The sequence below is a fragment of the Pseudomonas sp. LBUM1644 genome (genome assembly GCF_059716195.1).
Window position 1 is genome coordinate 3,801,330 of record NZ_CP166812.1, and the last position, 13,270, is coordinate 3,814,599.

The following is a 13,270-nucleotide window of genomic DNA, read 5'->3' on the forward strand; positions in this document are numbered from 1 at the left end:
TCCTCAAAATCCGCGCCCGTCGCGGATTCGTCATGACCGGAGCCCCTCATGACCAGCAAAAGCAAAACCCTCCCCACGCACCTGGCATTACCCACACCGCACCGGCTGAGCAACGCCTGGCGCCTGCGCCTCAAGGGACTGGCCCTGCCGTTCCTTATCATGCTTGTACTGGAATTCGTGGTCCGCATCGGCTGGTTGCCGTCCTACCAAATGCCCGCCCCCAGCGAAATCGCCCTGACGTTGCGCGACCTTGCCGAAGGCGCATTGTGGAAACACATCAGTGCCAGCCTGTTGAGGGTGCTGCTCGGTTTCGCCATTGGTGCCAGCCTGGCCCTGGTGTTTGCCGCCTGGGTCGGTCTGAGCCGCGAAGCCGAAGCCTGGCTGGAACCGACGTTCGCCGGTTTGCGCTCGATTCCAAGCCTGGCCTGGGTGCCACTGTTGTTGCTGTGGCTGGGCATCGACGAAACCTCGAAAATCGTCCTGATCGCCATCGGCGCGTTCTTTCCGGTGTACCTCAACGGCGTGGCGGCGATCCGCGACATCGACCGCAAACTGGTGGAAGTCGGCCAGATGTACGGCTTTAGCCGCACGCGCCTGGTGCGGCGGACTCTGTTGCCCGCCGCCCTGCCCGGCCTGTTCACCGGATTGCGCAGCGGCATGAGCCTGGCCTGGATGTTTTTGGTCGCGGCTGAGCTGATCGCTGCGACCAAAGGCCTGGGTTATCTGCTCAGTGACGGACGCGAGACGTCACGCCCGGACATCGTGCTAGCCGCCATCATCGTGCTTGCATTGCTGGGCAAACTCAGCGACGGCATTCTCGCCGGCTTGGAGAAACGTTTCCTGGCCTGGCGCGACACCTTCAACGGCCACAGCGCAGAGGATTGAGCCATGACCGAACACTTGCTGGACATTCGCGTCGAGCGCAAAACCTTCGGCACCACCACCGTGTTGCAGAACATTCACCTGCAATTGCAGCCACGGGAAGCTGTCAGCCTGCTGGGCCCCAGCGGTTGCGGCAAAAGCACCTTGCTGAGGATCGTCGCAGGGCTGGAAAAAGACTATCACGGTGAACTGCGCAACCGCGCCGGTGAGGTCGCGTTCGTCTTTCAAGAACCTCGGCTGATGCCCTGGCTGACCGTTGAACAGAATATCGGCTTCAGCGCCGACCACCATTACGACAAAGCCTGGGTCACGCAACTGATCGACGAAGTCGGCCTCGGCGGTTTCGCCCAGGCCCTGCCCAAGGCGCTGTCGGGTGGGATGGCCCAGCGCGTGGCAATCGCTCGTGGTCTTTACTCGCGCCCGCAAGTGCTGTTGCTCGACGAACCGTTCAGCGCAGTGGACGCCTTTACCCGGATGAAATTGCAGGACCTGCTGCTGCAACTGGCCGAGCGCCATGCCATCGCCCTGCTGCTGGTGACCCATGACGTCGATGAAGCGCTGTACCTCAGCGATCGCGTGCTGGTGATGGACAATCGCCCCAGCAGCATTCGTCAGGAACTGGCGGTCACACTGGCGCATCCCCGTGATCGGCGAGACCCGTTGCTGGCGCAGTTGAAGGCGTTGTCGTTGACCGAACTGCAGCGCGCGCATGTGATCTGAAGCACTAAGCTGAAGATTCCAAACGGGGGATTGCGCCGATGTGTGGACGACTGTCGCAGTACCGGGGTATTCACGATTTCGTGGCGGTGCTCGGCATCCCCGATGCACTGATCAACGACGTCGGCGATGAACCGTTGGCGCGCTACAACGCCGCGCCGACCACCCAGCTCGCGCTGCTGCACTTGGAGAACGACGGGCTGCACGCCGATTCGCAACGCTGGGGCTGGCGGCCACATTGGGCGAAGGACCGCGCCGCGCCGATCAATGCGCGGGTCGAGAAAGTCGCCCACGGCCCGTTCTTCCGGGCGATCTGGCCACACCGGGCAATCGTGCCGGTCGACAACTGGTTCGAATGGGTCGATGCCGGGGACTCGGCGAGGCAACCGTGGCTCATCCGCCGCCGGGACCGGGGGCCGATCTTCTGTGCGGCGATCGGACAATTTCCTTCCGTCGGCGGAGAGCCAAGGGCCGACGACGGCTTTGTGATCATCACGGCGGACAGTGCGGGCGGGATGCTCGACATTCATGATCGCAGACCTGTCGTATTGTCCGCAGAACTGGCGAGGGAATGGCTCGATCCGGCCACACCACCACAGCGCGCCGAGCACATAGCACTTCTGCAAGGTGAACCCAGCGAGGTCTTCGAGTGGTACAAGGTCGGCAAAGCCATCGGCAATGCCAGAAATCAAGGCGCAGCGCTCATTGAGGAAATGACCTGAACTTATCAATATCGACAGCCATGCAGGCATAAATAACAGTTGTATATACAAACTAAATTCTTAAACGTTACACCTGCTGTTTCACCCAAGAGACACTTGGAGAGAGTGACGCATTCACGCGTTAACCGCTTGTCCGACAATTCGATACATTTAGTAATACTACAGCTAGGATTCGCGCCGCATTTCCCTCGGCACCACCCAGTTGACCAAAGAGTCAGCAAACTAAGGAAATCCCTACAACTACAAGCCTTGCAGAGAACTAAATTGCGCGACGATTTAATAATTAATCAAGTCGGCGGTCTGGAGTGCGTTTATCTTTCAAAGACAGAACGTTACCAACTCGACTGTTTTATCGGGCAATACATAAAGACCCGAAACTTGCGTTCAATTTCCAACATCAACAGCGTGCTGCGTTCAACCCTCGAAGGCTATCCGGGCAAACCTCCGGTCATGGTCAATGAGCTGAACGCGTGGATCGACAGAACCCTGGGTTATCGGGCTGAACACCCCGATTTTGAGCACCTGGAAGACGTCTGAAACGCCCGGAATCTGTTCGGCAATAGAACTGAACGAACCCGATGTCGGAACACTCTCAATAGCGGAGGCTCCTTGAGCCTCTTCTATCTTAAGTCTTCTCATTCTGCACGATGTTTGTATCGCAGATCTCTCTGACTTCCCCTTCGATTATTGAGCTAAGTCTTTGATTCGCTTCAGGAGAAAACCATGAGCGAACTCGTTCCTTATGCCGTGCATTATTTGTTTGACGGAGTGCGACAGCACTTTTTCAAGTTGGCAGTGGAGTTTTCGGATGTCGAGGCGATACATTCGGCGTTTGCGCATGCTTATCCGAAGGCGGGTCGGCAGATCGACATCCATCTGAGCCTTGAGACTGCGCGGGTTGAGGCTCGGGAATTGGGGATTACGCAGATTCGGTGGAATGAGGCAATTTGAGGGGTGTTGAGGTGTTGAGGTGTTGAGGTGTTGAGTACATATCCGTTTTTGCGGTAACGGCCGCTATTGGTTTCGCTCTTACAGCGAGTCACTTGGAAGAGCCCCAAGTAACCAAGGGCTCTTGCCCCGGGCGTACGGCCCTTCGCTGAGGCTCAGGGTTCCCTCGCTCCGGTCCTGCTCCGTGGGCCCGCCGCGATCGGCCATCCATGGCCGTGCGCGGCTAACCCGGCATCCATGCCGGGTTGCCCACTGCGCAGAACCTCCACTCGGCCTGCCGATGGGGCAAGAAAAGCAAAAGCAAAAGCGAGGCGGCCTACGGGCCGGCCTGTCCTTCAAAAGTGCTCGCGGCGCACACCAATCCCATGCCCTGCATAAATCTAACTGTAGGAGCCAAGCTTGCTGGCAAAGACAGACTAGCATCCACCATTGATATCAACTGACACGGCCTCTTCGCGAGCAGGCTCGCTCCCACATAAAGCAGATCGGCATACAGCTTTTGATCTTCACCACTCAAGGTCGAGCGTTAGCTCGCCTGCTTTTGATCTGGACGCACCGCCCCCTCGTGAGGCCGAGTGGAGGTTCTGCGCAGTGGGCAACCCGGCATGGATGGCCGATGGCGGCGGGCCCACGGAGCAGGACCGGAGCGAGGGCATGCCGAGCCTAGGCGAGGCACCGAACGAAAGGGGCAAGAGCCCTTTGGTTACTTTGGGGCTCTTTTCCAAAGTGACTCGCTGTAAAAGCGAAACCGCCAGCAGCCATCACCAAAAAACGGATATACACCCCATACAACATAAGATACCCAGCCAATCAGGGCTTCAACGGAAACTCCATATCCCGATCCGACAGCTCTTTACCGTCATCAGGATGCTTCCAGTCCGGTGTCGAACGCTTCTGCCGTTTAATCTCTTCTTCCGAAGGCTCATCCACGTCTTCATCCCGATCCGGCGGTTTATGCTCGGTCGCCATGTCCACCTCCCATCCCTAAAAAACAAGTCATCCGTATCAAGCGTAGAACACTTTCAAAACCCCGATTCAAAGCCACCAACGCAGCAAAAAGAAAAACCCCATGCTCAACAACATGCTGAGCAAGGTATTTCGGGTGTAAAGCACCAGCCCCACCGCCACCAGCGAACTGATCAAATACGGGTTATCCCATTGCAGGTTCAGCTGTTTGTCCGGCATGAACACAATCGGCCCGCAGATCGCGGTGAGCATGCCCGGCACGGCAAACCCCAGGAACTGCCGCGCATTACTGCTCAGGCGCACCGGCAACCGCGGTTCAAGAAACACGTAGCGGTTCAGAAAGACCAACACGCCCATCCCGATAATCACAGCCCAGACCATCATGCGCGCGCCTCGTAGAATTTATTGCAGACAAAACCTGCCGTCATGCCCGCCAGCCCGGAGAGCACCAGCGCTGAACCCCATTGCCAATAGCTGAACAGCACCGAGCAGAACAACGACACCGCCACGCAGACCACCGTCGGTACGCTGCGCACTACCGGCGTGATCAAGGCGATAAAGGTCGCGGCAATGGAAAAATCCAGCCCCAAATGTTCCAGCCCCGGAATGCTGCTGCCGAGCACGATGCCGGCCAGGGTGAAGAGGTTCCAGGCGATGTAGAACGTCAGGCCGACGCCCAACGCATACCAGCGGTTGAATTGTTGTTGGTCATGCTGGCTGGTCAAGGCGAACAGCTCATCGGTGAGCAGAAAACCCAGCCCCACGCGCCAGCGACCTGGCAAGGGTGAAATCACCGAACGCAGGCTCATTCCATAAAGCAAATGCTGCGAGGTCAGCAACAGCGTCGTCAGCAAAATCGAAAAGATCCCGGCCCCGCCCTTGAGCATGCCGATTGCCACCAATTGCGCGGCCCCGGCGAACACGATGCTCGACAAGCCCTGGCCTTGCAGGGGCGTGAGATTGGCCTCGATGGCCATCGAACCGGCCAGCAAGCCCCAGGGTGCCGTCGCCAGGGACAACGGCATGATCGCCGCGGCACCGCGAAGAAAGGCACTGCGCGGCATGAGTGAGTTGGACATAACGCTCTACAACCAGGGAAAGACCTCAGACTGTGCCATCACTCGCCGCCGATGGCTTGAACAATCTTGCGCTCTTTGCCATTCATCGGCTGCTTCACCCGAGTACCATGGAACGATTCGCCTGACACGTCATGGAGTCGACATGCTTTACCCAATCGCCGCCGATGGGCTGGTGCTGTTTCATCTGCTGTTCATTCTGTTCGTGCTGTTCGGCGGGCTGCTGGTGCTCAAATGGCGCCGCCTGATTTGGTGGCACCTGCCCGCCGCCGCGTGGGGTTTGAGTGTGGAAGTCTTCCAGCTGACGTGCCCGCTCACGTATTGGGAAAACCTGATGCGCCACGCCGCCGGGCAAACCGGCTATGGCGACGGGTTCATCGAGCGCTATGTGTGGCCGATCATCTATCCAGCGGGCCTGACGCCGGCGATTCAATTGGGGCTGGGCAGCGTGGTGCTGGCGATTAACGTGGTGGTCTATGTTCGATTGATCAGGCTGTGGAAGTTGCGTCGAGGCATTTAAAAGATCGCAGCCTTCGGCAGCTCCTACACCAACCCCTGTAGGAGCTGCCGCAGGCTGCGATCTTTTGATCTTTTGTCTTTTGTCTTTCGAGGATTTTGCCAATGCTGTCGATCGAAGACCTGACATTGCTGGAAGCCATCCGCGAAACCGGCAGCCTGTCGCGCGCCGCAGCCCACCTCGGCAAGGCACCTTCGACCATTTCCTACGCAGCACGACAACTCGAAGAGCGCTTCGATGCCTTGCTGTTCGACCGGCGTCGCTATCGCCTGCAGCTCACCCCGGCGGGCGAGCTGCTGGTGAACGAGGCCGCACGGCTGATGCAAGACGTTTCACGCTTGACGCAACGGGTGCAGCAAGTGGCCAACGGCTGGGAGAGCCGGTTGTGGATCGTCACCGACGAGTTGCTCGAATTCGAAGCCCTGATCCCGGTGATTCACGAGTTCGACGCGCTGCAATCCGGCGTGCCGCTGCGCATCACCCAGGAAGTGCTGAGAGGTGTGTGGGAAGCCCTGCGCGAGGGCCGCGCGGACCTGATCATCGGCGCCACCAATGAACCGCCGGCCATCCCCACCTTGCGCTGGATGCAGTTGGGGGAAATGGAATGGGTGTTCGCCGTCTCGCCGAAGCACCCGCTGGCCAAGGCCAAGGAACCGATTTCCCGCAACACGTTGGCGCAGCACCGGGCCATTGTCGTGGCGGACTCCTCCCGAGCCACCGAGGGCAGCACTTATGGCGTCTCGGGCGGGCAACCGGTATTGGCGGTGCCGACCATGCGCGCGAAAGTCCTCGCCCAATGTGATGGCTTGGGTGTCGGCTGGTTGCCGAGGCACCGGGTCGGCTCACTGCTGAAAAACGGCACGCTGGTGGAAAAGCAGATGGCCGACCCGCGCGAGCCGAACATCTTGTATGCCGGCTGGCGTGGCGACCATGACGGCCGCGCCCTGGGGTGGTGGCTGGAAAAACTCAAGCAGTCATACCTATCCACCCAACTGGTTCAGGGCAGCGACCGCTTTGTTTGAGTTCAGTTGGCAATGACGCTCATGTTTCGCCCGCTGGCCTTGGCCACGTACAGCGCTTTATCCGCGGCAGCGACCAAGTCATTAGGCTGGGCCTGTGACGCCGGATCGTAAGCCGCGACGCCCAGGCTGACGGTCACCATGCCCTCGGCACATTCACTGTGCTCAATGCCCGCCTGTAGCACCGCGCGCCGGATGGTTTCCGCCACCAGAAACGCCCCCACATAGTCGGTCCCGGGCAGCACCACCGCAAACTCTTCGCCCCCATAGCGGGCCGCCAGATCACCGGGGCGCTTGATGTTGTCAGTGATGATCGCGCTGATCTTGCGCAAACAGTCATCGCCGGCCAGATGCCCGTAGTGATCGTTGAACAGCTTGAAATGATCGACATCGATCATCAGCAGCGCGAGGCTGGTCAGGGTGCGTCGGGCGCGACCGACTTCGGCCTGGATGAACAAGTCAAACTGACGTCGATTGGAAAGGCCGGTCAGCGCGTCCTCCAGGGCCAACAACTCAAGGCTGCGATTGACCTCCAGCAGTTTTTCCTGAGCGTCCAGCATGACGCTTTGCACGTGATTCTGCTGCTTCATCAGGCGGATGAGGCGAAACCCGAGAAAACCGAGAAACCCCAGCAACAATGCAACGATCCCCGCGCTCAGCATTGACTCCTTTCGCCAACTGGCCAGTACTTCATCTTTTTTCAGCGCGGCGAAGATAATCAGCGGATAACCGTCGACCCGACGAAACCCCACCACCCGCTCGACGCCATCGATCACGGATTTGACCGTTGCAGTGCCTGAGTTGCCCTTGGGCAATAACTGGGTGAACAGCGGGCCGGCCGCGACGCTGGTACCGATTTCGGCCTCGTTGAACGGCCGCCGGACAATGATGTTGGCGTCGTCGGCGATCAGGTTGATCACGCCGTTGTTGCCCATGTCGATGCTGTCGTAGAGCCCGAGGAAATGGCTGAGATAAATAGTTGCCAACGCCACGCCGGCAAAACTCCCGTCGGGATGATTGACGCGGCGTGACACGGTCATGATCCATTCACCGCTCGACCGACTCTTGATCGACGGACCGATGTGCGGCCCACGGTCGGGATGATCGCGATGGAAGCTGAAATACTCACGGTCGGCATTATTAGCGCCGGGCACTTCCGCGCCATTGGAGTTGGCGACCCAGCCCCCGTTTTCGTCGAAAACGAACAGTCCATGGATTTGGCTCAACTCACTGCGCTGGGCGCTCAGCAAACGTTGCAACCTGGGGAGCTGCGTCTGGTTCACGCCTTCGTTTTCGAGGCGGTCCACCAGAGCGAACAGCAGCGTGTCAGCCTGCTTGATCGATGCCTGCGCTTGCGACGCCAGGGTTTGCGCAAGGTTGGACATCGCCACTTCTTTGTCATGCAAATGGTACTGACGCGAGGTCCACGCTTCCCAAATCACGATAGCCGTCATGGACAGGCACACCGCCACCAGCAGCACCACCGCAGAACGCACCTTGAGCGTGGCGCCGACCGGCTCGGTCACCAACGGCACGCCGTGGCGGGATTGTTCGATTCGATCGTTTACGGACGGATGCCCCATGGCGTTCCCTTGAAATCTGATGAGAAGGCGATGCGTCCCGATCGCCTTTTTACGACTCGTGATGGCTACGCCCCCGATTGGTAACAGGGGGACTATGCATCATCAAACTCACTATAGGGCGTTTTACGCGAGAAGAACTGACATCGTGGTCTCGACAAACAAGTGTGGAGCAGTCTCGCACTGCACGATCTTCCACGCCAAAAATGTAAAGCCATAACGCAATTCGTGTAGCCGCTGGCGAAGCCTGCGTCCGGCGGCGAAGCCGTCGTAAAGTCAGGCAATGCGGTGTGTCAGACCCACCGGATGCTTAGGGTTTACGACGGCTTCGCCGCCGGACGCAGGCTGCGCCAGCTGCTACATGGATCGCGTTGTGGCTGCGAAAAGAGGTTTTACTTTTGCTTCACCGCATCAAGCCAGGCGGGATCCAATCGTTGCTGGTCAGGATCGATACCCAATGCTTCCATCCGTGCCTTGTGTTGATCCATTTCACGGATCAACTGACCGTGGTCGCTGGAGTTGCCGTCCAGCTCATGCATCTGGTTCAGCCCAAGATGATAGAAGCGCAACAGCTTCACGGCGCTCGGATCGCCCGCCTCCACGGCGGCCGTGACCTGATGCATGACGTTGGTGATGCTCATCAGGCTGCGCTTGAGCTGCCAACCGTAGACCGCTGGCGCCATCCATTGCTGAGTCCAGAACTTGCCGCGCATCAGTGCCGCCATCAGCAATACCGCGACAAACACCCCGCCGACGTTGAACCGCAGGTTGTCACCGCCGGGCTCTCCGAACATCGCCACCGCCGCCGTGGACAGCACCATCGCCAGCGCAAGGAAAATCAGAGCAATAATCACCGTGCTGCGCCGTGTCTGCTGGCGGAAGGTTTCGGCGTTCATCGGCTGGATTTCGAACATCGCGGCAGGTTTCCTTAACGTCATGGGCAAAAAGACTGGCGGGCATTATCGCCTCTACGAGCGATTTAGCTATGCTGGGGCTCCTTTTCATCTTTTCATCGTCAAACGGGGAAATGGCGATACAGCGCGGTTCGTGCCATCTTCTTTCATGGATACACACTATTCGGATGCCATTTGCCGGTATGAATGCCATCGTTTTAAGGATCATTGAATGACCCAAAGACATGTAATCAACGCTTCTGTCAGCCCTAAAGGCAGCCTGGAAACCCTCTCCCAACGCGAAGTGCAACAACTGAGCGAAGCCGGTTCCGGCAGCACCTACACCCTCTTCCGCCAGTGCGCCCTGGCCATCCTCAACACCGGCGCCCACGTTGATAACGCCAAGACCATTCTCGAAGCCTACAAAGACTTTGAAATCCGCATTCACCAGCAGGACCGTGGCGTACGCCTCGAGTTGCTGAACGCCCCGGCCGACGCGTTCGTCGACGGCGAAATGATCGCCAGCACCCGCGAGATGCTGTTCAGCGCCTTGCGTGACATCGTCTACACCGAAAACGAACTCGACAGCCAACGCATCGACCTGAGCAATTCCCAGGGCATCAGCGACTACGTATTCCACCTGCTGCGCAACGCCCGCACCTTGCGCCCCGGCGTGGAGCCGAAGATCGTGGTGTGCTGGGGCGGCCATTCGATCAACACCGAAGAATACAAATACACCAAGAAAGTCGGCCACGAACTGGGCCTGCGCAGCCTCGACATCTGCACCGGGTGTGGTCCCGGCGTGATGAAGGGTCCGATGAAAGGCGCGACCATCGCCCACGCCAAGCAGCGCATCCATGGGGGGCGTTACCTTGGTTTGACCGAGCCGGGCATCATCGCCGCCGAAGCGCCGAACCCGATCGTCAACGAGCTGGTGATCCTGCCGGACATTGAAAAACGCCTGGAAGCGTTCGTGCGCGTCGGCCACGGCATCATCATTTTCCCGGGCGGCGCGGGCACGGCCGAAGAATTCCTGTACCTGCTCGGCATCCTGATGCACCCAGACAACGCCGGCCTGCCCTTCCCGGTCATCCTGACCGGGCCAAGGCACGCGGCACCGTACCTGGAACAACTGGATGCTTTTGTCGGTGCAACCCTCGGGGAAGCGGCCAAGCAGCATTACGAGATCATCATCGACGACCCGGCTGAAGTCGCGCGGCAGATGACCGCGGGCCTCAAAGCGGTGAAACAGTTCCGCCGTGAGCGCAACGACGCCTTCCACTTCAACTGGCTGCTGAAGATCGACGAGGGCTTCCAGCGCCCGTTCGACCCGACCCACGAAAACATGGCCAATCTGAAACTGAGCCGCGAACTGCCGGCCCATGAACTGGCGGCGAACCTGCGTCGCGCGTTCTCCGGCATCGTCGCCGGCAACGTCAAAGACAAGGGCATCCGCCTGATCGAAGAACACGGGCCATACCAGATCCGTGGTGATGCGGCCGTGATGAAACCGCTCGATCAGTTGCTCAAGGCGTTCGTTGCCCAGCACCGGATGAAATTGCCGGGTGGTGCGGCGTATGTGCCGTGTTATCAGGTGGTTGCGTAATAAAGCTGTATGTAGGCAACACCGCATATCCCCTGTGGGAGCGGGCTTGCTCGCGAATGCGGTGTGTCAGTCGACATCTCTATCGACTGACACACCGCATTCGCGAGCAAGCCCGCTCCCACATTGATTGGTGTATAGCTGAATGTATCGCAGTGTGTCTGAATGGTCTTTGGATACAAAGGCTTGAAAGCCGCAGGTATTTTGAAACAGGCCAGATACGTCATTGGGGTCAACTGTGAGGAGTGCCCATCACAGGTTGAGAGTCCCCCATGCCAGATTCCATCAACACCCGACGCCGACACTTGCTGCAAATGGCCGGCATTGGTGCAGCGAGCCTTGCCGCGAGCCAATTGCTGAACATCGGTACCGCCCAAGCGACCCCAGCGACAGCAAAACCTGCGACCGCGCTGGCGCCGATCAAACAGGTCCGCGCCGGCGTGCTCGACATCGGTTACTACGAGGCCGGGCCGAAAAACGCGCCGGTGGTGCTGTTGCTGCACGGTTACCCCTACAGCATCCAGAGCTTCGAAGACGTTGCGCCGATCCTCGTCGCGCGCGGTTTTCGAGTGATCGTGCCGCACCTGCGCGGCCATGGCACCACCCGTTTCATCGACCCGGCAACCCCGCGTGCCGGCCAGCAAGGCGCAATCGGTGCGGACGTCATCGAATTGATGGATGCGCTGAACATCAAGACCGCCGTGTTCGCCGGTTTTGACTGGGGTGGTCGCGCAGCGTGTGTCGCCGCCGCGCTGTGGCCTGAACGCTGCACCGGGCTGGTGTGCGTCAACAGCTACCTGATTCAGGACATCGCCCACGCTACCGCGCCAATTCCGCCGAAGATCGAGTCGGGCCTGTGGTACCAGTATTATTTCCAGACCGAACGCGGTCGTCTCGGCTTGACGGCCGACCGCACCGGCATTGCCAAAGTCATCTGGACCCGCAACTCGCCGGGCTGGAATTTCGACGACGCCACCCTGGCGCGCACAGCTGTCGCGTTCGACAACCCGGACTACGTCGATGTGGTCATCCATTCCTACCGCCACCGCCTCGGCCTGGCCGACGGTTACCCAGCCTATGCCGAGATCGAAAAACGCCTGGCCGCCCTGCCGCCGATCACGCGGCCGGCGATCACCCTCGACGGCCTCACTGACGGCAACTTCCCGGCGGGCGATGGCTCTGCGACTGCAAAAAGATTCACCGGCCAGCGGATTCACCGTCAGGTGCCGAATGCCGGCCACAACCTTCCCCAGGAAGCACCGCAGGCGTTTGCCGATGCAGTGATCGATGTGGCGGCTGTATGAACGGGATTTGTATCTGTCTGTATAAGAACCGCAGATTGATACGCAGACATCGATTTCGAGGCGTTCAAGCACACATCAGCGATACACCCGGGCGTTTAACTGTGTTCACCGGATAGCAGCAGCTACCGACCACACAAACTAAACGCACGGAGAATCACCCATGTTCAATTTCTCGAAAGTCTCGTCCCTGGCACTCGGCCTGGCATTGGTAGGCGGTCTGGGTCTGTCAAACCTGGCGTCGGCCAATACCCAGAGCACTGTGTCTCACAGTCAGGTCCAGCAACTGCTGGTGGAAGGTGGCTCGGATCGGCTGCAACAGAATCGCGTCGCTGAAGGCGGTGCTGATCGCCTGCAAGAGCTGCGTGAACGTGTGGCGTCGATCAACCCAGGCAACGCGGTACGCGGCGGTGTGGTGGTTGCGGAGAACCGCCCTGAGTTTGGTTCGAAATATCAACGCTATTGATCGGTCGTTCACCTGAAATCCCCAAAAGCCCGGATCTCCGGGCTTTTTTTGTTTGATCAACGTGCGTGATATCAACTATGTGCAAGGGTGTTTTTTCATCGCGGCGTTCCAGCCCTACAGTAGCCACATCTTCTTCCCACGCTCTGGAGCAACATCATGAAAAGCATCATCGGTCTTGGTTTCGCCCTGTCGGTTCTCGGCGCTACATCCGCTATCGCCGCACCTCACGCTACTTCGCAAGTGGTTGCCGCGGTCAAAGTCAGCCAACCGGCCACGCTGAATGTGAACACTGTTGGCGCTGATCACAAAGATGGCCAGGCGAGCAAACTTTACGTCGCTGAAAACCGGCCTGAGTTTGGGTCCAAGTATCAGCGGTATTGATTGGCGGGTTTTTGTGTTGTTTGGAATTGGAAACCCCGGGGAGAGTTGGTCTTCCCGGGGTTTCTTTTTTTTGCCTGGATTTTTGGGTGTATATCCGTTTCTTCGGTAATGGCCGCTATTGGTTTCGCCCTTACGGCGAGTCACTTGGAAAAGCGCCAAGTAACCAAGCGCTCTTGCCCCTTTCGTTCGGTGCCTCGCT

The 13,270-nt window shown here is 58.9% G+C and carries 16 protein-coding genes; 11 read left to right on the forward strand and 5 right to left on the reverse strand.

What is annotated here, in order from left to right; genetic code table 11:
- The first annotated feature begins 48 nt into the window (after positions 1-48).
- The 5 genes from ACA052_RS17135 to ACA052_RS17155 all read left to right on the forward strand — a co-directional run bounded on the left by ACA052_RS17135 (position 49) and on the right by ACA052_RS17155 (position 3,272).
- Positions 49-885 (forward strand): ABC transporter permease, encoded by an 837-nt coding sequence (locus tag ACA052_RS17135; RefSeq protein ID WP_497645927.1) that lies wholly within the window; start codon positions 49-51, stop codon positions 883-885.
- A 3-nt stretch (positions 886-888) separates the two neighbouring features.
- Positions 889-1,602 (forward strand): ABC transporter ATP-binding protein, encoded by a 714-nt coding sequence (locus ACA052_RS17140; protein ID WP_497645928.1) that lies wholly within the window; start codon positions 889-891, stop codon positions 1,600-1,602.
- A gap of 38 nt (positions 1,603-1,640) precedes the next feature.
- Positions 1,641-2,321, forward strand: a complete 681-nt coding sequence (locus ACA052_RS17145; RefSeq protein ID WP_497645929.1) for an SOS response-associated peptidase — start codon at positions 1,641-1,643, stop codon at positions 2,319-2,321.
- Between the two features lie 264 nt (positions 2,322-2,585).
- On the forward strand, positions 2,586-2,858 hold the full coding sequence (locus ACA052_RS17150; protein ID WP_497645930.1) for a hypothetical protein: 273 nt from the start codon (positions 2,586-2,588) through the stop codon (positions 2,856-2,858).
- Between the two features lie 186 nt (positions 2,859-3,044).
- Positions 3,045-3,272, forward strand: a complete 228-nt coding sequence (locus ACA052_RS17155; RefSeq protein ID WP_497645931.1) for a DUF6555 family protein — start codon at positions 3,045-3,047, stop codon at positions 3,270-3,272.
- Positions 3,273-4,079: 807 nt separating this feature from the next.
- Here the strand turns inward: ACA052_RS17155 and ACA052_RS17160 are convergent.
- The 3 genes from ACA052_RS17160 to ACA052_RS17170 form a co-directional block, all read right to left on the reverse strand.
- Complete coding sequence (locus ACA052_RS17160; protein ID WP_497645932.1) at positions 4,080-4,238, reverse strand: hypothetical protein; 159 nt, start codon at positions 4,236-4,238, stop codon at positions 4,080-4,082.
- 66 nt (positions 4,239-4,304) lie between these two features.
- Positions 4,305-4,616: an AzlD domain-containing protein gene (locus ACA052_RS17165; protein ID WP_162830874.1), complete on the reverse strand. Its 312-nt coding sequence runs from the start codon at positions 4,614-4,616 to the stop codon at positions 4,305-4,307.
- Positions 4,616-5,314, reverse strand: coding sequence for an AzlC family ABC transporter permease (locus ACA052_RS17170; RefSeq protein ID WP_497645933.1), 699 nt, complete (start codon positions 5,312-5,314; stop codon positions 4,616-4,618). The genes ACA052_RS17165 and ACA052_RS17170 overlap by 1 nt, the downstream gene beginning before the upstream one ends.
- A gap of 142 nt (positions 5,315-5,456) precedes the next feature.
- Between ACA052_RS17170 and ACA052_RS17175 the strand changes: the two genes are divergently transcribed.
- Together ACA052_RS17175 and ACA052_RS17180 are read left to right on the forward strand one after the other, a co-directional pair.
- The gene (locus tag ACA052_RS17175) at positions 5,457-5,831 is read left to right on the forward strand and encodes a DUF2784 domain-containing protein (protein WP_497645934.1); all 375 of its coding nucleotides are present in this window, start codon (positions 5,457-5,459) and stop codon (positions 5,829-5,831) included.
- A 101-nt stretch (positions 5,832-5,932) separates the two neighbouring features.
- Positions 5,933-6,850, forward strand: a complete 918-nt coding sequence (locus tag ACA052_RS17180; RefSeq protein ID WP_497645935.1) for a LysR family transcriptional regulator — start codon at positions 5,933-5,935, stop codon at positions 6,848-6,850.
- Between the two features lie 2 nt (positions 6,851-6,852).
- Here the strand turns inward: ACA052_RS17180 and ACA052_RS17185 are convergent, their stop codons facing one another.
- A complete protein-coding gene (locus ACA052_RS17185; RefSeq protein WP_497645936.1) occupies positions 6,853-8,430 on the reverse strand; it encodes a sensor domain-containing diguanylate cyclase in 1,578 nt (525 codons plus the stop codon).
- Positions 8,431-8,819: 389 nt separating this feature from the next.
- A complete protein-coding gene (locus ACA052_RS17190; protein ID WP_497645937.1) occupies positions 8,820-9,341 on the reverse strand; it encodes a DUF3087 domain-containing protein in 522 nt (173 codons plus the stop codon).
- A 211-nt stretch (positions 9,342-9,552) separates the two neighbouring features.
- Here ACA052_RS17190 and ppnN point away from each other — a divergent pair, with 211 nt between their 5' ends.
- The 4 genes from ppnN (at position 9,553) to ACA052_RS17210 (ending at position 13,071) form a co-directional block, all read left to right on the forward strand.
- The gene (gene ppnN, locus ACA052_RS17195; RefSeq protein ID WP_497645938.1) at positions 9,553-10,926 is read left to right on the forward strand and encodes a nucleotide 5'-monophosphate nucleosidase PpnN; all 1,374 of its coding nucleotides are present in this window, start codon (positions 9,553-9,555) and stop codon (positions 10,924-10,926) included.
- A 269-nt stretch (positions 10,927-11,195) separates the two neighbouring features.
- Positions 11,196-12,227, forward strand: a complete 1,032-nt coding sequence (locus tag ACA052_RS17200) for an alpha/beta fold hydrolase (RefSeq protein ID WP_497645939.1) — start codon at positions 11,196-11,198, stop codon at positions 12,225-12,227.
- Between the two features lie 160 nt (positions 12,228-12,387).
- Entirely contained in the window at positions 12,388-12,690 is a 303-nt protein-coding gene (locus ACA052_RS17205; RefSeq protein WP_497645940.1) for a phage infection protein, read from the forward strand.
- Positions 12,691-12,846: 156 nt separating this feature from the next.
- On the forward strand, positions 12,847-13,071 hold the full coding sequence (locus tag ACA052_RS17210) for a hypothetical protein (RefSeq protein ID WP_497645941.1): 225 nt from the start codon (positions 12,847-12,849) through the stop codon (positions 13,069-13,071).
- Positions 13,072-13,270 lie beyond the last annotated feature (199 nt).